Source organism: Anaerobacillus sp. QJM3NY_17, assembly GCF_056173665.1.
Window position 1 is genome coordinate 2,934,835 of record NZ_CM149685.1, and the last position, 22,322, is coordinate 2,957,156.

Here is a 22,322-nt window from a genome sequence, read left to right on the forward strand (position 1 = left end):
GAACGTTCCAAAAGGAATTCTTATAAAATCCCCGTTCTTCACAATTCGTGAAGAACGGGGATTTTCTTATTTATCCAACATAGCTCGCAACGCGGTTTCGCCCCTGCTGCTTTGCTCCAGTGTACATCGCTCGATCCGCGTTTCGTATCAACGTTTGCGCATCCTCTCCCTGATCAGGAGCCGTGGCCACACCAATACTAGCCGTTACGTAAATAACCTGGCGATTGCCGTTATCGAGATCATTATAAATTTCAAATGGACGATCCGCGATGGAACATCGTAAATCTTCTGCTACTTGAACACTCTTCTTATGAGAATGATTTTCTAGCAAAACGACAAACTCTTCTCCACCAAATCTTGCAACGGTGCCTCTGCCTCCAATTTCTTCTTCAAGTCGATTTGCTACCCCACAAAGCACTTCATTTCCACTAGGATGACCAAACGTGTCATTCACTTTCTTGAAATGATCCAGGTCGAGCAGAATGATAGAGAACGGATCAGGCGTTTTGTCAAAACGCTTGTATTTCTCATCCAATAACTCCCCAAAAAACCTGAAGTTGTATAAATTCGTTAATGGACATCGTTCACTTCGCCTTTTCGTCTCTTCATAATGCCTAGCATTATCAACAGCAACGGCTAAATAGTTAGCTAGTATTTGCAGGACAAGAATGTGATGTTTCTCATAAGAACGGACGCGGTCTGAAGCAAGAGTAATGATGCCTACAACATTTTTATTCCGCTTCATTGGGACGGAAATTACTGAGTTGGCAGCATCAGAAAGCACACCTTCCGTAAGATTCTTCCACTGAGACCTCTTCGTATACAAGCGGCTTCGTCCGCTTCGCCACACCCTTGAACTGATACCTTCCTGGTATAGGTTACTTTCTTCTTTTGAAACGATGCCACGCTCATTCTCATATCGTTTAATAACCGTTAGTCGCTTCACATGTTCGGCATCCATAATATAAGCATAATCCACAAGAAACATATCTTTCACTTCATTTAAGAAGACATTTAATATTTCATCAGTATCGAGAGATTGTGTGATTTGCTGTCCTATTTCACTTGTCTGCTGAAGAAGATTATTTACTTTTTGGCTGGAATAATAGAGCCTGAGCATAAGAGAAGCCAGTATAAATGGTACGCCTACAAAGAAAATAGCGACTGTACCTAGATATGTATGTAGCATATATAGTAAGAAGCCAACAGGAAGAGTCACCCCAGTTGATATCGCTTCCCAGAGCATATCTTTACCAAAAAATTTAGTATCAGCTTCTTTGTAAATATAAATTTTTAAAAAATGTAGGAGAATTTGATTTACAACTATAAGCGATAAGATGTATGCAATTGAAGGAACGAGCTGCGTAATCGCATCACCAGAGAATTCACCTACTGAACCACCGAGTAAATAGAAAAGTCCTCCGGAAACGAGTGAAACAAGCATAAACATCAGCATGTTAACAGGATAACGATGACTATCTTTTTTTGTGACACGTAAGTTTAAAAGAAAAACGAGTATCGCTAACTGAGTTAAGATCATTTCGACAAATAGACCATACCTTAAGAACACAGCAAGCGAGATCCCCTGGATAAAAAAAAGGTCAGTCCCCTTTACATTAATTGGAATCATAGCAACAACAGCAAGAAGCACAAACAATGCAAGAACATCTGCCCAATTTCCTGATAATACAGGAGGAAAGAAATAGAACGTTGCAAAAATGAGTAGTGGCCAGAACAAAAGCCATACCAACCAAACTTTACGTTTCATTAATGCAGTCAATTGTTTCCCCCTCCATCTTCCAAACTCAGGAAGAATATTTTTCCATATTAATGTGGTTAAGTTCTATTTTAGCAAAAAATGGCGAAAAAGTCCTAGCTTTTTCTATAAAATTCTAATTTTTTAGAAAACGGCGAACTTCAGAGACAAAGTAAAGAGAGCCCGTTATCAGAAGCAGGTCATTTTCAATCATCTCATCCATCATCACCTGGATGGCTTTCCGCCAGTTTTCCTCATATCTCTTATTAGCAAAAGTCGCTTTATTCGACAACTCCTCACCTGATATAGCTCTTGGAAATTCAAAGGTAGTAAACGAAATAGTCTCAATTAGAAGATAAAGTGGTTTTAGCATCGATTCAATATCTTTATCACCAAGAGCACTAAAGATAACATGTATGCGTGTCTCAGGGTAATGCTGCTTAAGCGTGTTAGCAAGACTTTCGACACCTTCCGGATTGTGCGCACCGTCCACAACAATAGTCGGATTTGAACGAAGCTGTTCAAATCGACCTGGCCACGTTGCTCTCTCCAGTCCGCGCTGAATCATATCCTGTTCAATATGTAGACCATAGAAAACACGTAAATATTCAAGTGTCATAAGCGCTGCGCCTGCATTTTTTACCTGGTGCTCACCCTTCATCTGAATGTGTAGATTTTCTAGTTTACGGTAAGGTGATTGAAAAGAAAAACGCTCCCCTTCCTTATCACTCATTTGCTCCTTAATAGAAAACTCTTCATTCAATCGATAAATTTTCGTCTTTTTCGATTTGGTCGTTTCATGTAAAAGAGTGAGTACCTCTTCTTTTTCAGCAGTTGTCACAAGAGGAACCCCTGACTTAATGATCCCCGCTTTTTCATAAGCAATTTGCTTAATATCACTCCCAAGGATGTGCGTATGATCGTATCCGACATTTGTAATCACACTTACAAGCGGGTGAATAATATTGGTTGAATCAAATCGTCCGCCAAGACCAACTTCCATCAAAACAAGGTCTGGATAGGCAATTGTCCCAAAATATAAGAGAGCGATAACCGTAATCACTTCAAATTCAGTTGGTGACCCAAGCGGAGAGACAGCAGCCATCTCAACAAGAGGCTGAACACGATTGCATAGAGCAACTAAGTCTTCTTCATTAATCGGTTGTCCATTAATAGCGATTCGTTCGCTAAACGATTCAATATAAGGAGAAGTAAAGCTTCCTACTTCATATCCTGACTCTTCGAGCACCGTCCGCAAGTACGTAACGGTTGATCCTTTTCCGTTCGTTCCGCCAACGTGTACCGTTTTTAACCGTCTTTCTGGATGATCGAGCTGATCCAGCATCCATTCCATACGCTCTAAACCTGGTTTTATGCCATGATTTAATAAACTATGAATCCAACTCACCGCTTCGTCATATGAGTGAAACATGCGTCCCGCTCCTTCCTTAAAAGAAGACGAATCTCTAAAAGAGATTCGTCATTTTCTTATTTTTTTAGTTCGTTTATACGAGCTTCTACGTTGCTTCGTCTCTCAAGATAATCCTTTTCTTTCGCTCGTTCTTCTTCGACGACTTTCTCAGGAGCTTTGCTAATAAAGCGTTCATTAGCGAGCTTCTTCTGAACACGATCAACTTCAGAATCTAGCTTCTTCATTTCTCCTTTTAGACGCTCGATTTCTTCATCAATATTGATTAACCCTTCAAGCGGCAAGAATAATTCAGCTCCAGATACAACAGCCGTCATCGATTTTTCCGGTGCCTGAAGTTCCGCTGAAATAGTCAAGGTTTCTGGGTTACAGAAGCGTTCGATGTATTGACTATTTTGCTCAAGCTGTTTCTGAGTATCAGCTGATTTCGGCTTAATACGAAGTTCAATCGGCTTGCTTGGTGCCACATTCATTTCAGCTCGAATGTTACGTACTGAACGAATAACTTCCGTTAGAAGCGCCATATCAGCAGCAGCTTCTTGGAAGTGAAGTTCTTCGTTCTTTACTGGCCAGCTTGCAACGGTAATCGATTCACCTTCATGAGGAAGGTGTTGCCAGATTTCTTCAGTAAGATAAGGCATGAATGGATGCAGAAGACGCATCGTTTGATCAAGTACATAAGCTAGAACAGAACGAGTTGTTTTCTTAGCTACTTCGTCTTCACCATAGAGCGGTAGTTTAGCCATTTCAATATACCAATCACAGAAGTCATCCCAGATAAAGTTGTAAAGGTAGCGACCCACTTCACCAAACTCATAGTTATTAATCAGGCGCGTCACTTGTTCAATCGTATCGTTTAAGCGAGTTAAAATCCATTTATCAGCTGTCGATTTTTCACCTGTTAAATCAAGTTCTTCATACGTCATGCCATCCATATTCATTAAAGCAAAACGAGAAGCGTTCCAAATTTTATTAGCAAAGTTCCACGTAGACTCTACCTTTTCCCAATAGAAACGGAGATCCTGACCTGGTGATGAGCCAGTGGATAGGAAGAAACGAAGGGAATCAGCACCGTACTTCTCAATGACATCCATTGGATCGACACCGTTACCGAGCGATTTACTCATCTTACGTCCTTCAGAATCACGTACAAGTCCATGAATGAGGACGTCGTTAAACGGGCGCTGCTCTGTAAATTCAATACCCTGGAAGATCATACGAGCTACCCAGAAATAAATAATGTCATAACCCGTTACTAGAACGTTTGTTGGGTAGAAACGGTTAAAGTCTTCAGCGTCTTCGTTTGGCCATCCCATTGTAGAAAAAGGCCAAAGCGCTGAACTAAACCACGTATCTAGAACATCAACGTCTTGCTCCCAGTTTTCAATATCAGCTGGCTCTTCCAGTCCAACGTGGATCTCTCCAGTTTCTTTATGATGCCACGCCGGAATACGATGCCCCCACCAAAGCTGTCTTGAAATACACCAGTCACGAATGTTCTCAATCCAATTTAAATACGTTTTTTCAAAACGCTCAGGTACAAAGTTCACTTTGTCGTCTGACTTCTGAAGAGCAATCGCCTGCTCAGCAAGAGGCCCCATTTTAACAAACCACTGTGTTGAAAGATAAGGTTCGACAACAGCACCGCTTCGCTCAGAATGACCTACGGAATGAACGTGCTCTTCAATGTTAAATAAGATTCCTTTATCCTGTAAATCTTTCACAAGTTTCTTACGGCATTCAAATCGGTCCATGCCCTTGTACTCTCCGGCATTCTCATTCATTGACCCATCTTCATTCATTACGAGAATGCGCTCAAGGTTATGACGGTTACCAATTTCGAAGTCATTCGGATCGTGAGCTGGAGTGATTTTCACAGCGCCTGAACCAAATTCCATATCAACGTAATCATCCGCAACAATTTCAATTTCACGACCTACAATTGGCAAAATCGCTTTCTTGCCAACTAGGTGCTTGTAGCGCTCATCTTTTGGATGAACCGCAATACCTGAGTCACCTAGCATTGTTTCAGGACGCGTTGTTGCAATTTCGATATGTCCTGAGCCATCTGCAAGAGGATAGCGCATATGATAGAAGTGACCAGTTACTTCCTGGTGAATAACTTCAATATCTGAAAGGGCCGTTTTTGTTTGTGGGTCCCAGTTGATAATATATTCACCGCGATAAATTAAGCCCTTCTCATATAGCTTCACAAATACTTCACGTACTGCATCAGAAAGACCGTTATCAAGTGTAAAACGCTCTCTTGAATAATCTAGAGAAAGACCAAGCTTCGCCCACTGGCTACGAATAAAATCCGCATACTCTTCTTTCCATTCCCACGACTTCTCTAGGAACTTCTCTCGGCCAAGGTCATAGCGCGAGGTACCTTCTTCGCGGAGCTTCCCTTCAACTTTTGCCTGTGTCGCAATCCCAGCATGGTCCATTCCTGGAAGCCAGAGAACATCATATCCCTGCATACGCTTTACACGCGATAGAATATCTTGAAGCGTTGTATCCCAAGCATGCCCGAGGTGTAGTTTACCTGTAACGTTCGGCGGGGGGATTACAATTGTATAAGGTTCTTTATCTTTATCACCTGTTGCCTCAAAAAATTTGCCATCTACCCAATACGGGTACCATTTCTGCTCTGTTGCCTTCGGGTCGTACTTCGTCGGCATCGTTAGCTCTTTATTCGCCATTGTCACTCTTCCTTTCCATTCAATAAGTCTCAGGACATTTCTTCGGCTTTCCTTGTTCTCTTTCCACGAAGGTGTAAGCTTTTTAGACAACAAAAAAACTTCCTCCATCCTTAGGAAAAGGACGAAAGAAGTATTTTCGCGGTACCACCTTTATTTACAGCTAAATAAACGTTAGCTGTACGCTTCATTCGAATAACGGGATTACCGGATTCTCCTACTACTCGTTCAGAGAAACAGCTCAAGGGCGACTTCGAATGCTACGATCCTGAGAAATCTTTCAGCAAATGACTTCTCTCTCTGAAGGGTTCACATTCTACTACTCCCTATCTTTGCCTGTCGACTATTTGTATCACTAAGTTTACCTTTTTGATTCGAGATCGTCAAGATCATAAGAGCCCTTTTTCTTAGCTTAGCCAGTTCGCTCCCGCCTTAATCACCCAATTCCAACTTCCCACATAGTCTATTTGTAACAATAACTGAAAACAAAGGGGAATACCTGATATGAAAAAACGGTTTGGTGGAATGAATCGCTTTCAGATCCCACCCTCGTTATATAAGTTCAGAGATATTTGCGCTCAGTTCGTACCTCCGTTTATTGTGTTTCAAACGATCCGAACAATCCTTTTTCCAACATCTATAGATGTACTCATATTAATAATCCTTGTTGCCTTAGAAGTGTGCTTTTACTTTGAATGGATCTAGAAGCTTTCTAGAACGTTATTTATCCCATTCATCACTTCTATTTTTTTCGTAAATAGGCGGACATGCTTAATATGTGGCCATTGTTGTCGGTTTTCATTAAATAATGACACGCTATTAAAAACCGACTCTGGAAAATATAAATAGCTTGCAAGAAGCTCCTTTTCCTCATCATTAAGAGAAAATTGGGCTTCATATCTGGCAAGATGAGCAGTTGTGGCAGCAGGGTTGAATTGAAAAGGTTGAATAGATGAGCGAATAAAATAAGCAACATCCCTTATAGGAGTATCGCTAACTGACTTTTCGAAATTAATGAAATACCCTCTCCCCCCGCTTGATACATAATGAGAAGGAGAGCATTTTCCGTGACAGAGAACACTTCGATACCGTTTTGTTTCCAGAATTTGCTCATACCAGTCATCTAATCTTCTTTTCGCGAGCTCACAATACCTCATCAGCATGTGAAAATGTGATACAAAGGTAAGCTCAAATGGCGAAAGATAAATGCGTTTTTCAATTTGACTTACGTATTTCTCCATTTCAAATTGTCTACTTTCTCTTAATAAAACCATTTTCTGATACGACTGTTTGATCACTTCTTCAGAAAAAGCTTGCTCTTTAGCAGTATAGCCATGTAATTCAGCTAGGTTATGAACGAGAAGCTCATTTTTCTGAGCCGGACTTGTTTCCCTTTCATCTACCCATGGCGTTAAATAAACGATGTTGTTCCCTTGATAAACGAAGGAATCCCCATACTTTGTTCGAACAAGCGGTACATAACCTTCGAATTTCAGCTGTTTAAACCGCTCCTCTAGATAAAGCATACGATCCATCTGTTCTTTACTAAGCTTCGTTTTTTTTAAAGCAAACGCGCCTCTCTCTGTTTCGATCTTTGTGATTTTCCCCATTTGTACAACCCGTTCAGGATATAAATCATATTGAAATAAGAGTGCTGGATCGCTCATTAGAAGGTAACCCTCCTATCTGAAAGGGAGAGCTCAAGTTCCCTTAACATATCTCTATTTGCTTCCCACTTATCAATAAACTCTTTCATGACCTGATCAGGGTCATTCATATTCGATTGCAATGCCTGAATACACTCCTGCCACTCCCATGGAGCAAAAATAGCCTGAATAAGTCTGTGTTTCATATCGTCTTCCACGCCATTCACTAACGCTTCAAAGCATTTTACAAAATGATGGGAGTTTTTAAGAGCATACCAGGATTGAACTTCTTTCCTAATAACTTCGGAAGCAGAAACAGGTGATTCGTCGCTACTTTCAAAGTAGATTTGGCCTAAAACCTCTTTTAAAACTTGGTGAGTAAATGGAATGAATGGAAGCGAATAACACACCTCAAAATTCAGACGCTTTTTCACTTCTGGAATAAGGTTAACAAGTAACAAGTATTGTTCCTTATACGTTAATTTTATAGATGATAACTCTTCTAACGTCTTACGATAAGGGAAATCTAATGTAAGAGTAGCCTTCTCATCTCCGGTACTTAGTAGTGTCGCAAGTAAATATCCTTTCATTTCAGGAACGACGTCCAATGGGTAAACTTCTTCTACATGATCATGTATAGTCAAATAATCGTTTTCTATTCGGATAAATCCTTTCCCTTCACTTGTTCGAATCATTCGATTACAAAGAAGTCCATGTTGAGAAAAAAGACGGTCACGGAAGTTGAGATGATACTCAAGCAAATCCCGATCCCGCCAGTATGATAGTTTTCTTTTACCTAAATGGGTCATGATCAATTGTGGTTTCTCTAACCATTGGACAACTTTTAGATCATACTTCTCTTCAATGATCGCTACGAGATCCATTTCAATTACCCCTTTATCCCCTACCTTATTTGCAACATTCCAAAAGGTAGGGGCAGCAAACAATTTAAGTTAACGATTGACAGGAATATATAAGATCTGTCCTTCCTTCACTTCATCTTCCTCAAGTCGATTAACGCGCGCAAGATGACTTGGTAGGACTCGATAGCGTTCCGCTATTTCGGTTAACGAATCCCCAGGCTGGATAATACACATCTTCATTCTCGAAAATTGTTCTTCTTCTTTTGTCAGCATACTTGTAAGATAGAGCGCATTTTCTTCGCGCGGTGCTTGATTCCGGTTTTCCTGACGCTCTTGTTCCTCCTCTTCATAGTTATAATGATCGTCTTGATATGACCTCGTTTCTTCTACGATTGGCTGGTTATTATATTCATTGGAACCATCCATTTGCCTAGCCATTCTCGTGAGAAAGTCATACGTGGGTTCCGGCTGCTCTTGATCATCGTTCTCTAGTTCATTTACTTCATATGAGTCTGACTTAGCTCTCATACCTACTTGTGGAGCGCGTAAATGATAGGCCTGTTCCAATGATTCTTCCTCATTGTCATCAACGTATTTAATATCATTCTCCCAGATTGCATCTTCCTCTGTTGTATAATCCTCTGTCCCTTCGTCCTCTTCTACAACGTATAGTTCAGCTTCGTCCTCTTCCACACGATTTTGATCCCCCTGAATGCCACTAATGGAAATATCTGCTTTCAACTGAAGGCAATTCTCTTCCACTAGAGAGTAATCAAACGTGTCAACCGTAACGAAAATTTCCTCGAGACTCCTTATACGGCTTGCTGGAATCGTAATATCAACAGGGAAACGATGCCCCATTGACGCTGTACCATCTTCTCTAACGTTCACCTCATGAATGGAACGATAAGGGGAAGCTTCGTTAATAACTTCCTCATCTGTTTGGTCACGCTGCAAATATTCACCCGTTAAATATAAACAGCCTTTCACAGCTACATAATCCTCATACTCTTCAATCGAAATTTCAGGGTCAAGTGAGATAGATAGAACCTCTTCAACTTCCTGTCCTTTCTTTAACCAGACCTGCTCCTCCACGGAGAAATGCAAATATGAGCCTTCAGGCATGCCTTCTCCTCCTTTCAAACATTATCCATACATTACACATGTATGAGTGATTCACAGGATTATGTCTAAATTGAAAAAGAATGAAGAAGTTTTCAATTTCTTATCATAGAAAAAGCTACCGGCAAATGCCGGTAGCTTTAGGTTAGACTAGTTTAGAGAAAGCCGCTTCTGCAGCCGCAATCGTTTCATCAATATCGTGATCTGTATGGGCGGTTGACAAGAACATTCCTTCAAATTGAGAAGGGGGAAGTGAAATCCCTTGTTCAAGCATTTCTTTAAAATAGTTTGTAAAATGTTCAAGATTTGAAGAGGATGCTGTTTCAAAATTAATCACATCTTCATTAGTAAAGAAGAAACCAACCATCGATCCTGCACGATTTACTGTATGAGGGATATTGTATTTTGCAGCAGCTTTTGAAAGTCCTTCTCCAAGTCGCTCTGCTTTCCGTTCAAATTCCTCATAACTTTCTGGTGTGAGTTGCGATAAGGTTTCATACCCAGCCGTCATAGCTAGCGGATTTCCACTTAACGTTCCCGCTTGATAAATCGGACCGCTTGGTGCGATTTGGTCCATGATTTCTTTCTTACCGCCGTAAGCGCCAACAGGGAGCCCACCGCCAATAACTTTACCTAGACACGTAAGATCGGGTGTAACATTGTAATATCCTTGAGCGCAATTATACCCAACGCGGAAGCCTGTCATAACTTCATCAAAAATAAGAAGTGTGCCATTCTCTTCCGTTATCTTACGAATTTCTTCAAGATAGCCCTGCTGTGGTGGGACGACCCCCATGTTACCTGCTACAGGTTCAATAATGACGCCGGCAATGTCATCTCCAAATTCTTTGAATGCGTAACGTAAGCTTTCAAGATCATTATATGGAACCGTAATCGTGTTTTTCGCAATTCCCTCAGGTACGCCAGGACTGTCAGGTAGCCCAAGCGTTGCAACACCTGAACCTGCTTTTATTAATAACGAATCCCCATGACCATGATAGCAGCCTTCAAACTTAAGGATTTTATTACGGCCAGTATATCCTCTAGCTAAACGTAAAGCACTCATAGTGGCTTCCGTTCCTGAATTCACCATACGAACAATTTCAATAGATGGGACTCGATCAATCACTAGTTCAGCTAGTTTCGTTTCATACTTACTTGGTGCACCAAAGCTCGTTCCAAGCTCTGTCACAGCTTTAAGGCGATCAACAACCTGTTCATCAGCATGACCGAGAATAAGTGGTCCGTACGAAAGGACGTAATCAATATACTCATTTTGGTCGATATCATAAATTTTAGATCCTTTTCCTTTTTCCATAAAAATAGGATCCATACCAACTGATTTAAACGCCCTAACTGGACTGTTCACACCACCTGGCATTACTTTAGATGCTTCTTGAAAAGCTTCCTTAGAACGATCAAAATTACCCATTTTTACAACCCCTCTCTTTCAGTTCTATTGATCTAGCCAGCGAGCAGCATCTTTCGCAAAATATGTGATAATTAAATCTGCTCCTGCGCGCTTCATGCTTGTTAATTTCTCAAGGACAACCTCTTGTTCATTTAGCCACCCGTTCTGACTCGCAGCCTTTATCATGGAATATTCCCCACTTACATTATAGGCAACCATCGGTAGAGGATAACGATCTTTCAGTTCACGAATGATATCAAGATAAGAAAGAGCCGGTTTAACCATTAAGAAATCTGCCCCTTCTGCGATATCGCTCTCTGCTTCTCGAATAGCTTCGAGTCGATTAGCAGGATCCATTTGATACGTTTTACGATCTCCGAACTGCGGAGTACTATGAGCCGCATCGCGGAAAGGACCATAGAAAGCAGATGAGAATTTCACAGCATAGCTCATCACCGGGACGTCAACAAAGCCCGCTTCATCAAGACCCTTGCGAATAGCTGATACAAACCCATCCATCATATTCGACGGTGCAATCATATCTGCTCCAGCTTTCGCTTGAGAAACCGCTGTTTTAGTAAGTAACTCTAGAGACTGGTCATTTTGTACATACCCGTTTTCGATCACACCACAATGGCCATGATCCGTATATTGACAAAGACATGTATCTGCAATAACAGTTAATTCAGGAAACGCTTCTTTAATTTGTGCAATAGCTCTTTGCACGATTCCAGTATCACAGTATGCTTCTGATCCAACCGCATCCTTGTGATTTGGTACACCAAACATCATAATTGACTTAATGCCAAGGTCAACAACTTCCTGTACCTCTTCATTCAAACGGTCTAATGAATAGTGATAAACACCAGGCATAGAAGGAATTTCGCGTTTTACATTCTCTTCTTCAACTGCAAATATGGGATAGATGAAATCCTCTTTATGTAAATAGGTTTCTCTCACGAGTGATCTCATTGATTCAGATCGTCTTAAACGACGATGACGATGAAAGTTTCCTGTTTCCATTATACTTTCCTCCTATTTTTCAAAGAAATGCTCAAGGCTATCAAGCATTCCTTCAATTGTATATTGATCAGGGACTACCTGAGGTACGATCCCATAAGACAGTAGCGTCTTTTCAGTAATAGGTCCGATTACCACTATTGTGATCCCTTTAAGCTTATCTTTCAAATTCTCGGCTTGAAGAAGTTGATTAAAATGGTGGACCGTTGACGAAGAAGTGAACGTAATCACATCACACTCCCGCTCTTCAATCACTCTTTTCAATGCTGCCCTGGACTCGTAAGGAATGACTGTGTCATAGATAGGTAAGTCAGTTACGTTAAATCCAAGATCCCTTAATTGCCCCGGCAATACTGCTCGACCAAGATTCCCTCTTGGTAATAGCATCTTCTCATTTGGGTCAGCCTTGCGAGACAAAGCAGCTACAAGCCCTTCTGCTATAAAATCCTTTGGCATAAGATTGATTTCAATCCCATATCGCTTTAGGGCCTTAGCTGTTTTACTTCCAACCGCTGCAACCTTTACACCTATTGGAACCTTCGCTTGCTTCAAGAAAAACCGCACACCATTCGCACTTGTAAACACAATCCAGCTATATTCACTCAACGTGATCGAATTCAACAATTGATTCCGAGATTCGAATGAAATAAGAGGGATTTCAATAGAAATCCCCTCTTTTTCTTCAATTAATTTCGTAAATGATGTTGCCTGCTCCCGAGCTCTCGTGACCAATACACGCTTTCCTGAGAGCGGCGAGATCATTGGTCTAATTCTTCTTTCACACGGTCGAGGATATCCTTAGCTCCCTGTTCTTTCATTCTATTTGCAAGTGTGTTCCCTACCTGGATAGGATCATCACCAATTTCCATTTCTTTAATAATGATCGAACCATCAGGTTCTCCCACTAATCCAGTAACCGTAAGCGTCTCATCCTTAAGCGTCGCATGACCGGCAATCGGCACCTGACATCCACCTTCGAGGGTATGAAGAAAAGCTCGCTCCGCTAATACTGTTTTCGTCGTTTCATAATCACTGAATTGATTTAAAATAGCTCGTAGCTCATCATCACTTTCTCGACATTCAATCGATAAAGCACCTTGTCCAACAGCCGGTACACACAAATCAGGATCAAGGTATTCTGTAACAATCTCCTTTGACCACCCCATACGGTGTAGACCCGCTGCAGCTAGTACAATGGCGTCAAAATCTTCATCTGTAAGCTTACGTATACGCGTGTCAATATTTCCGCGAATCCACTTAATCTCCACATCCGGACGAATGGCTTTCAACTGTGCACCACGTCTCAAACTGCTAGTTCCTATTACGGCACCTTCTGGAAGCTCTCTGAACGTCTTCTTCGATTCAGAAATAATCACATCTCGATGATCTTCACGTTCAGGTATACACCCAATCATTAATCCTTCAGGCAAAATAGAAGGCATATCCTTCATACTATGAACCGCCATATCAATATCTCCTCTTAACATGGCGTCTTCAATTTCCTTCACAAATAGTCCTTTTCCCCCAACTTTTGAGAGCGTAACATCAAGAATTTTATCACCACGAGTGACAATCTCTTTGATTTCAAAATCAACATCCGGATTTAATTCCTTTAGTTTACTGATCACCCATTTTGTTTGAGTGATCGCTAATTTACTTCTTCTTGAACCAACTACGATTTTACGCATTATTTATCCTCCAAACTTTCAGTGCTCCCCTTATACATACCAGAAATGGAATTCTGAAAATGTTCCAGAAAGGAAGACATTAATTAAAACGATAAGAAACGCCGCTACGTTCCATAAAGCAAGGGATTTCCCTTCCATATCTCTAGCTACCTTTTGATATAAATACGTACTATATGCGCCAAGAACAAAGAAAGAGATAATAACCTTTGCATCCAGTAAGCTGAATGTATCTACTTTCAAGATCGCCCATACGATTCCTAAAATCAGGCTCAGTAACAAAAGCGGCACACCCAGAACGCTACATAAATAAGACAATTTCTCAAGCTGTGACAAATCCCCAAATCTTCTCAGTCGTTTGCTCCACTTCTTGCCTTTTAACATTTGATAGAGAGTTAAATACATAATCGAGAAAATAAAGGAAAGTGAAAATGCTCCATATGATAAGAAAGCCATCGTAATATGAATAATCGAAAGCTCAGACATAAGCTGTTCTGTGAGTAAACTCGATGCCTGCTCTCGAGTAGCAAATAAGTTGATGGCCATGATACTGAAACCGAGTACATTTGCAAAAAAGACAAAGAAATCGACTCGAAAAAACCAATTAATTAAGAGTGATAGTGAGACAATCACCCACGCATAAAAAAATAACCCCTCAAAAGGTGTTAAAATCGGGAAGCCGCCAATTTCAATAATCTGCGTTACAAGAAACGCACTTTGCAGGATCCAGACAATAGAAAGCAACCAGAAAGCAAACTGATTTACTTTCCGGTTGTTCTGCAAGAAATCAATAAAATACCCAAGTACACTAAGTGCATAAAGTAATATCGTTATATCATAAAGCCAGCTGGCGTTCGTCACAAATCATGTCTCCTCTCCTAGGAGCGCAACTGCGATACCTGTAATAAAGGGGAGTAGTCAACGGATTCATGCTGTCTTTTTTCTTCGTTTTCTTTCACTCTTTGCTTATGGAGTTCTCTCTCAATCTCTTCTTCAATCGCAAATATTTTAGTGAAGATCTCAAGCGACTCTTCTGCATTTGGCTCTGCAGCCATCTCCTTCACTCGCACTATAGGATCACGTAGCAGCTGGTTCACTATACTTTTCGTATGCTTACTCAATACTTTTCGTTCCCGATCTGTTAAATTAGGCAGTTTGCGTTCAATACTATTCATTGTTTCTGCTTGAATCGCAAGTGCCTTCGTACGTAATGCTGTAATCATCGGTACAACTCCAAGTGTATTGAGCCAATCTCTAAATTGAACTAGATCTTCTTCAATCATAAGTTCAATTTTCTCTGCTTCCTTCTTACGCTCTGCAATGTTTGTTTCGACAATCCCTTCTAGATCGTCAATATCGTATAAGAAAACAGAGTCCATATTATTAAGTGATGGATCTAGATCTCTTGGAACAGCAATATCTACCATAAACAATGGACGACCTCTTCGCTTTTTAAGTAGAGGTTTGACATTTTGTTCTGTTAGAACATAACTTGTTGAGCCTGTTGAACTGATTAGAATGTCTGCATCAGCAAGCGCAGTTTCTACTTCATCCATAGAACGAGCCTGTCCTTTAAAACGCGAAGCAAGCTCTGTCGCTTTCTCAAGCGTTCGATTTACGACCGTCACTTGGTCTACACCGTTGCTTTGCAAATTCTTAGCAGTGAGTTCCCCCATTTTGCCTGCGCCAAGAATGACAACGTGTTTATTTTGAAGTCCACCAAAGATCTTCTTGGCTAATTCGACCGCAGCATAGCTCACCGAAACGGCATTTTCTCCAATTTCGGTTTCGGAATGTGATCGTTTAGCAAGAGTAATCGCTTGTTTAAAAAGCTGGTTAAAAATCGTTCCTGTTGTCTCTGAATCCTGAGCAAGCAAGAAAGCATCACGAACTTGTCCAAGGATTTGCGTCTCCCCGATGACAAGCGAATCAAGTCCAGCGGCTACACGATAAAGATGTTCTGTTGCCGCATCGTTTTCGCGAATCACTAGATATGGTGAAAATTCTTCTTTCTCAATTCCAAACCATTCAGATAGAAAAGCTTTTGAATAATATCTCCCTGTATGAAGCTGATCAGCAACAACATATAACTCTGTACGGTTACATGTTGATAAGATCACCGCTTCTAGAATACTTTTAGAGTGACGCAACTTATCTAGCGCTTCAGGCAATTCGTTCTCCTGAAAGGAAAGTTTCTCTCGTATTTCAACAGGGGCTGTTTTGTGGTTCAACCCTACGACCAGGATGTGCATCGTTCCACCCCCAAAAAATTGTTAGCTAAAACTAATCTTTTGCTATCATACCGTCTCTAATTATTGTAACATGTGACAAAACTCACAGAGTTATGAAATGTGAACAGACTATGAAAGCAATTATGATATGATGAAGAAAGTATTATCTCTGCATATTATTAGTAGTCATACAACTATTAATGTACCAGAAAATCAATTGTATAGCAAAAAATGCGTATTTCTGACAATAGGAGGATTTTCATTGAAACGTCAAAGTATTTTTCCGGGTGTTTTATTTATTGGAATCGGCCTTTATTATCTCTCACAAACGTTAAATCTGCCTTTTTCTGAACAACTAATGAATTGGCAAATAATCCTAATCGTTATCGGTGTAGCGATGATGATTCAAGGCTTTATTGCGAGAGAAGGAAACATGCTTTTTCCTGGAGTACTCCTACTTGGCCTTGGTGTCCATTTCTACTTCGTCAATAAACTCGCTATCTGGCCAGACAGCTGGGGCATGTATACCCTTATATTAAGTGCTGCCTATCTCGTTACATATTATAAGACCAAGAAAACAGGCCTCATTCCAGGTTTAATTCTACTTGCCATATCCATTATTGAACTTCTATACACCGGGTTAGAAATTTGGCTTACGACTACTTTTTCTTTCGTAGGAAAATTCTGGCCTCTTGCTTTAATTGCAATCGGTATCTATCTTGTAACAAAAAAAAAGTAAGGAGCAGCAGCTCCTTACTTTTTTATAGAATTGAACTTAAAAAGTCTTGTGTTCTCTGTTCTTTTGGATCGTTGAACAGTTCGTTCGGGTGACCCTTCTCTACAATTTTACCGTCGTGCATGTATACGACCCAGTCTCCCACTTCGCGTGCAAAGCCCATTTCATGTGTGACCACCACCATGGTCATTCCCTCTTTCGCTAATTCCTTCATAGTTGAAAGAACCTCTCCTACAAGTTCAGGATCTAGCGCCGAAGTCGGCTCATCAAAAAGCATAATGTCTGGCTTCATCGCGAGTGAACGTGCTATTGCAACTCGCTGCTTTTGCCCACCTGAAAGTTTGTTCGGATACACATTTGCTTTATCAGCTAGCCCTACTTTCGCAAGAAGTTCTTTGCCTTCTTTCTCAGCCTCAGCACGCTTCAATTTCTTAACCATTAACGGTGCTTCGATAACGTTTTCTAAAACGGATTTATGGGGGAATAAGTTGAAATGTTGAAATACCATTCCAACACGCTGCCTTACTTTATTTAGATCATTTCTTTTAGGATCGATTGTTTCACCCTCAATGATGACATTCCCGCTATTCTTGATTTCAAGAAAATTCATACAGCGTAGCAATGTGCTTTTACCTGAACCACTAGCTCCAATCAGAACAACAACGTCACTTTCATTAACTTCAAGATCAATATCCTTAAGGACATGGAGGTCACCAAAGGATTTGTTCAATTTCTCTACTCGAATCATTTCAGCTTTTTCGGCCATTTCTAACACCTCTCTGGTTTCTTAATCACTAGCTGATAGTCGTTTCTCAAGAAGGTTAACTAAGAACGTAAAGATTAGAACCAACACAAGATAATATACAGCAACTATAAGTAAATACGTCATTTCATCAAACGTTCTTGCTCCCTGCGTAGTCGCAACGCTAAACAATTCTGGTAGAGCAATAAAGGCTGCTAGAGAGGAATCTTTCAAACCAATGATAAATTGGTTACCCAGTGGCGGAAGTGCTCGTCTGAATGCTTGTGGAAGGATAATCCGTCTCATAGCAAGAGTATGACTCATTCCAAGAGAGCGTCCTGCTTCCATCTGACCTTTGTCGATTGATTGAATCGAACCTCGAAAGATCTCTGCAATATAAGCCCCATTATGGAGAGCAAGTCCGATCGAAGCAGCCCAGAATTTCGGAATGTTGAATTCAGTTAAACCAAAATAGAAAATAAAGATTTGCACAATAAGTGGTGTACCTCGAATGACAGCGATATACACATTCGCAATCCAATTAAGTATTTTTGATTGAGATATTTTAAAAAGTGCAAAAAACAGTCCAATAAAAACAGCTATCAAAACAGATACAAATGTAACTCGAATCGTTAGCCATAAACCTTCAAAGAAAACTGGGTAGCTTTCTAATAATGTTTCAAAAAAATGAGCAAAAGTTGGCAAGTGCGATCAGCTCCTTAGAATTCGGTAACGTAACAGGTTAAAAAAAGGAATGTGCGCACATCGCACACATTCCTTTTCCTTACTCACTGTCAGGACTCTGGGTGATGTCTACTCCGATGTATTCCTCACTTAGCTTTGTTAGTGTTCCATCTTCTTTTAACTCTTCTAAAGCTTTGTTAACGGCTTCAAGAAGATTTGAGTTCTCTTTCTTAATGGCAACAGCTTGTTCACTTGTACCAAGTTGCTCAACCTTCTCAATCTTGAAACCTTCTTCGATTGCTTGTTTACCTGTAATGTCATCTGTAATAACTGCATCATGCTTTCCTTCACTTAATGCACGCAGTGCAGTTTGATCACTATCGTAATTTGAAATCTTATCAGTGTACTCTTCGGCTGATTTTTCGTAAGTGGAACCTTTAGATACAGCGACATCTTTGCCACTTAGATCTTCTACACTCTTAATATCGCTCCCAGGCTGAACATAAAGTACAGGTCCCGAATAGTAGTATGGTTCACTAAAATTAACTGCTTCTTTACGCTCATCCGTAATCGTATGACTAGCTACTGCCGCATCATAACGACCTGACTGAATGGCCGATACCATACCGCTAAATTTAAATTTCTCTACAGCGGGTTCAAGATCTAACTTTTCTGCGATGGCTTTACCAACTGCTACGTCAAAGCCATCAAGATCTCCATTCTTATCTACTGTACTAAACGGTGGGAATTCACCCGAAACGACGTAGCTGAATTTACCGTCTTCTGTTAATTCTAGACCGTCGTCTCCTTCAGAACCAGATGATCCACTTTCTTCTTCGTTCCCTCCACAAGCGGCTAAAACAAGCACAAACAATAACATTATTGCGGTTAGAAAACTCCATTTTCTTTTCATCATCACGTGTCCCCCTTGAACGACTTTTCAAACTTGCAGTTATGATTATGTAAACTGCGATACTTTTATAATACCAATTTTTAGACATTTCTATCAATTCTGACTTGTGGCTTGTACACCTCCTAATTCCTCCTAAGAGTGGATAACAGAAAACCAGCCTCTATATCCTTCTGTTTGCTTCATTTTATTTCCATTCCCTTTCTATTTGAATTAAAAACCTTAAATTGCTAATTATCTGAAAAATAATCATAAAGAAAAACCCGATCTATTGACCGGGCTTGATAACTACAAATAAGATTTAATTGCACCCCATACATTTTCTTTACCTTGTCCAGTATGAGAAGAAAACGTGACGAGCTTGTCGGATGGTTCAATTTTCAGCGTCTGGTTAACAACTTTTAAATGTTTATCCCATTTTCCTTTAGGGATTTTATCCGATTTCGTCGCTACAACAATTACTGGTATTTCATAGTGCTTTAACCAGTCGTACATCACGACATCATCATTAGATGGAGAGTGACGTAAATCAACAATTTGAATGACCGCTTTAAGCTGATCTCGATCAGTTAAATAAGTCTCAATCATACGCCCCCAGGCATCTCTTTCTTTCTTGGATACTTTAGCAAAGCCATAACCAGGAACATCCACAAAATACAAAAGCTCATTAATCAAATAAAAATTAAGCGTTTGGGTTTTACCAGGTCTTTGTGATGTTCTAGCAAGATTCTTTCGATTAATTAGCGTGTTAATAAGAGAAGATTTCCCTACGTTAGATCGGCCAGCTAAGCCAATCTCAGGTAAACCATCTACAGGATATTGCTCTGGCTTAACAGCACTAATTATAAAATCTGATTTCGTTACTTTCATTTATTCTCCCCCACAAGTGCGGTTTTTAACACTTCATCCAAATGTGAGACTGGAAGGAATGTTAAATCTTTGCGAATGCTTTCTGGAATATCATCCAGATCTTTTTCATTTTCCTTTGGCATGATGATAGTGGTTAAACCAGCTCGATGCGCACTAAGCGATTTTTCTTTAAGTCCACCAATCGGCAGAACACGTCCACGTAACGTAATCTCACCGGTCATCCCTACATCTCTTCGAACAGCCTTGCCTGTTAATGCGGATACAAGAGCCGTGGCAATTGTAATCCCTGCTGATGGACCATCTTTTGGAGTAGCCCCTTCTGGTACGTGAATATGAATGTCGTTCGACTCATGGAACGACGGGTCAATGGATAGCTCTTCTGACTTAGAGCGAATATAACTAAACGCAGCTTGAGCTGATTCTTTCATCACATCGCCAAGTTTCCCTGTTAGAATGAGCTTACCTTTACCAGGTGATAGGGAAACTTCAATAGCAAGGGTGTCTCCACCAGCCGTCGTATAAGCTAGACCCGTGGCCGTTCCAATTTGATCTTCCTTCTCAGCTTCACCATAACGAAATTTCGGATGTCCAAGCAGCTCTTCAAGCATAGTTTCAGTAACAATAACGCGTTTTTTCTTACCTGAAACAATTAATTTCGTTGCTTTTCGACAAACCGTAGCAATTTGGCGCTCAAGATTACGAACACCAGCTTCCCTCGTATAGTGACGCACAAGCTTATAAAGACTCTCTTCTCTGAGCTGAAGATTTCCTTTTTTCAATCCGTGCTCTTCAAGCTGTCTTGGTACAAGATAATTCTTAGCAATATTCACTTTTTCAATTTCAGTGTACCCTGCAATTTGAATGACTTCCATACGATCAAGAAGTGGTTCCGGTATCGTTGCAAGATTATTAGCTGTTGTTACGAACATCACTTTCGACAGATCATACGGCTCTTCAATATAGTGATCACTAAATGTGTTGTTTTGTTGCGGATCAAGCACTTCCAATAAGGCAGATGATGGATCACCACGGAAGTCATTAGACATTTTATCGATTTCATCTAATAGAAAAACAGGGTTAACAGTGCCTGCTTTTTTCATCCCTCTGATGATTCGACCTGGCATAGCTCCAACATAGGTTCTACGATGACCTCGTATTTCAGCCTCGTCACGCACACCACCAAGAGAAATTCGCACAAACTCTCGTCCAATGGAACGAGCGACAGATCTTGCAAGTGATGTTTTACCTACACCAGGTGGTCCAACAAGACAAAGAATTGGTCCTTTGAGCGATTTGGTGAGTTGCTGAACAGCAAGATATTCTAGCACACGTTCTTTTACTTTCTCAAGACCGTAATGATCTTCATCAAGAATCTTTTCTGCATGATTAATATCTAGGTTATCCGTCGTTTCTTTTGACCAGGGTACTTGAATTAACCAATCAATATAATTACGAATAACAGAACTTTCAGCAGAGCTTTGCGGAATTTTCTCATACCGATCAAGCTCTTTATACGCCATTTCTTGAACGGATTCGGGCATATCCGCTTCTTCAATTTTCTCTTTCAGTGTTGCGATCTCACCAGTTTTACCTTCTTTTTCACCCAGTTCGTTTTGAATCGCCTTCATTTGTTCGCGAAGATAATACTCTTTTTGTGTTTTCTCCATCGACCGTTTTACACGCTGACCAATTTTCTTTTCAAGATCGATTACATCTTTTTCATTTTGAAGAATTTCAATCAGCTTATTTAATCGTTCTTGTGAACTATAGGTTTCTAGAATTTCTTGCTTTTGGCGAATCTTTAATGAAAGATGAGAAGCAATAATATCAGCAAGCCGTCCGGGCTGCTCGATATCACTTACAGAAGCAAATGTTTCCGCGGTCACTTTCTTCGAAACTTTAATGTATTGTTCAAATAAATCAAGAACTGTTCGCATTAATGCCTCTTCTTCAACATTCTTATCTGCGCTTTCATTAATTTGCTCTACTTCAACCTCATAAAACTCTTCTGTATCTTTAAATTCTACAATTTTTCCTCGTTGGAGCCCTTCAACAAGCACTCTTATTGTGCCATTTGGCAATTTCAGCATTTGCTTAACCGTTGCAAGTGTTCCAATTTCGTAGATATCTTTTACTTCAGGTGTTTCAATTTCCACCTCTTTTTGTGTAGATAGAAAAATTTTCTGGTCATCCATCATAACCTTCTCAAGTGCTTGTACAGACTTCTCACGTCCTACATCAAGATGTAAAACCATTGATGGGTAAACAAGCAAACCTCTTAAAGGCAGCAATGGCAATGTTTTATGTTCATTCTTCAATCACGGCACCTCCAGACAACAAACTAAAAAACGTTATGATTCGCAATTATCCGAGCTTATTCTATTGATAAGTTGTACTTCATTGTATCCTAAGTTTCTTCTACTTGTCTAATCATCCCTGCTCAAACTCCAAAAAAACTTACTTACAATAGAAAAACGCGCCTGGCAGTCTTTTTTAGCTATGTTAGCTGATCTAATTT

At 40.3% G+C, this 22,322-nt stretch carries 18 protein-coding genes and 1 other annotated feature; of the genes, 1 reads left to right on the top strand and 17 read right to left on the bottom strand.

Going from position 1 to position 22,322, the window contains the following annotated elements; all coding sequences use genetic code 11:
• Positions 1-70 precede the first annotated feature (70 nt).
• From AC0VYV_RS15450 to hemA, 12 genes are all read right to left on the bottom strand, one after another.
• Entirely contained in the window at positions 71-1,780 is a 1,710-nt protein-coding gene (locus AC0VYV_RS15450; protein WP_475373966.1) for a sensor domain-containing diguanylate cyclase, read from the bottom strand.
• A gap of 112 nt (positions 1,781-1,892) precedes the next feature.
• Positions 1,893-3,188 (bottom strand): bifunctional folylpolyglutamate synthase/dihydrofolate synthase, encoded by a 1,296-nt coding sequence (locus AC0VYV_RS15455; protein ID WP_475367777.1) that lies wholly within the window; start codon positions 3,186-3,188, stop codon positions 1,893-1,895.
• Positions 3,189-3,244: 56 nt separating this feature from the next.
• Positions 3,245-5,887 (bottom strand): valine--tRNA ligase, encoded by a 2,643-nt coding sequence (locus AC0VYV_RS15460; protein ID WP_430244348.1) that lies wholly within the window; start codon positions 5,885-5,887, stop codon positions 3,245-3,247.
• 114 nt (positions 5,888-6,001) lie between these two features.
• Positions 6,002-6,226, bottom strand: a binding site (T-box leader).
• Between the two features lie 359 nt (positions 6,227-6,585).
• Complete coding sequence (locus AC0VYV_RS15465; RefSeq protein ID WP_475365559.1) at positions 6,586-7,551, bottom strand: phosphotransferase; 966 nt, start codon at positions 7,549-7,551, stop codon at positions 6,586-6,588.
• Positions 7,551-8,414, bottom strand: a complete 864-nt coding sequence (locus tag AC0VYV_RS15470) for a hypothetical protein (protein WP_430244008.1) — start codon at positions 8,412-8,414, stop codon at positions 7,551-7,553. Before AC0VYV_RS15470 ends, AC0VYV_RS15465 begins: the two co-directional genes overlap by 1 nt.
• A 69-nt stretch (positions 8,415-8,483) precedes the next feature.
• Positions 8,484-9,518 (bottom strand): stage VI sporulation protein D, encoded by a 1,035-nt coding sequence (gene spoVID, locus AC0VYV_RS15475; protein WP_475365560.1) that lies wholly within the window; start codon positions 9,516-9,518, stop codon positions 8,484-8,486.
• Between the two features lie 142 nt (positions 9,519-9,660).
• Positions 9,661-10,947 (bottom strand): glutamate-1-semialdehyde 2,1-aminomutase, encoded by a 1,287-nt coding sequence (gene hemL, locus AC0VYV_RS15480; RefSeq protein ID WP_404681437.1) that lies wholly within the window; start codon positions 10,945-10,947, stop codon positions 9,661-9,663.
• A 24-nt stretch (positions 10,948-10,971) separates the two neighbouring features.
• Positions 10,972-11,949, bottom strand: a complete 978-nt coding sequence (hemB, locus tag AC0VYV_RS15485) for a porphobilinogen synthase (protein ID WP_430244006.1) — start codon at positions 11,947-11,949, stop codon at positions 10,972-10,974.
• 12 nt (positions 11,950-11,961) lie between these two features.
• Positions 11,962-12,678, bottom strand: a complete 717-nt coding sequence (locus tag AC0VYV_RS15490; RefSeq protein WP_475365561.1) for a uroporphyrinogen-III synthase — start codon at positions 12,676-12,678, stop codon at positions 11,962-11,964.
• Between the two features lie 26 nt (positions 12,679-12,704).
• The gene (hemC, locus tag AC0VYV_RS15495; RefSeq protein WP_475365562.1) at positions 12,705-13,634 is read right to left on the bottom strand and encodes a hydroxymethylbilane synthase; all 930 of its coding nucleotides are present in this window, start codon (positions 13,632-13,634) and stop codon (positions 12,705-12,707) included.
• A gap of 30 nt (positions 13,635-13,664) precedes the next feature.
• The gene (gene ccsA, locus AC0VYV_RS15500; RefSeq protein ID WP_194219380.1) at positions 13,665-14,492 is read right to left on the bottom strand and encodes a cytochrome c biogenesis protein; all 828 of its coding nucleotides are present in this window, start codon (positions 14,490-14,492) and stop codon (positions 13,665-13,667) included.
• A gap of 17 nt (positions 14,493-14,509) precedes the next feature.
• Positions 14,510-15,883 (bottom strand): glutamyl-tRNA reductase, encoded by a 1,374-nt coding sequence (gene hemA / locus AC0VYV_RS15505; RefSeq protein ID WP_475365563.1) that lies wholly within the window; start codon positions 15,881-15,883, stop codon positions 14,510-14,512.
• Positions 15,884-16,124: 241 nt separating this feature from the next.
• On the opposite strand from hemA, the gene AC0VYV_RS15510 reads away from it, so the two are divergent.
• Positions 16,125-16,601 (top strand): LiaI-LiaF-like domain-containing protein, encoded by a 477-nt coding sequence (locus AC0VYV_RS15510; RefSeq protein ID WP_475365564.1) that lies wholly within the window; start codon positions 16,125-16,127, stop codon positions 16,599-16,601.
• A 22-nt stretch (positions 16,602-16,623) separates the two neighbouring features.
• Here AC0VYV_RS15510 and AC0VYV_RS15515 read toward each other — a convergent pair whose 3' ends face one another.
• The 5 genes from AC0VYV_RS15515 to lon form a co-directional block, all read right to left on the bottom strand.
• Positions 16,624-17,364 carry an amino acid ABC transporter ATP-binding protein gene (locus AC0VYV_RS15515; protein ID WP_276511803.1) on the bottom strand — a complete coding sequence of 247 codons (741 nt, stop codon included), beginning with the start codon at positions 17,362-17,364 and terminating at the stop codon, positions 16,624-16,626.
• 21 nt (positions 17,365-17,385) lie between these two features.
• Positions 17,386-18,045 (bottom strand): amino acid ABC transporter permease, encoded by a 660-nt coding sequence (locus AC0VYV_RS15520; protein WP_160918640.1) that lies wholly within the window; start codon positions 18,043-18,045, stop codon positions 17,386-17,388.
• Positions 18,046-18,124: 79 nt separating this feature from the next.
• Complete coding sequence (locus AC0VYV_RS15525; RefSeq protein WP_430243993.1) at positions 18,125-18,940, bottom strand: transporter substrate-binding domain-containing protein; 816 nt, start codon at positions 18,938-18,940, stop codon at positions 18,125-18,127.
• A gap of 282 nt (positions 18,941-19,222) precedes the next feature.
• Positions 19,223-19,804 carry a ribosome biogenesis GTP-binding protein YihA/YsxC gene (gene yihA / locus AC0VYV_RS15530; RefSeq protein WP_194219377.1) on the bottom strand — a complete coding sequence of 194 codons (582 nt, stop codon included), beginning with the start codon at positions 19,802-19,804 and terminating at the stop codon, positions 19,223-19,225.
• Positions 19,801-22,122, bottom strand: coding sequence for an endopeptidase La (lon, locus tag AC0VYV_RS15535; protein WP_194219376.1), 2,322 nt, complete (start codon positions 22,120-22,122; stop codon positions 19,801-19,803). Before lon ends, yihA begins: the two co-directional genes overlap by 4 nt.
• Positions 22,123-22,322: the final 200 nt, after the last annotated feature.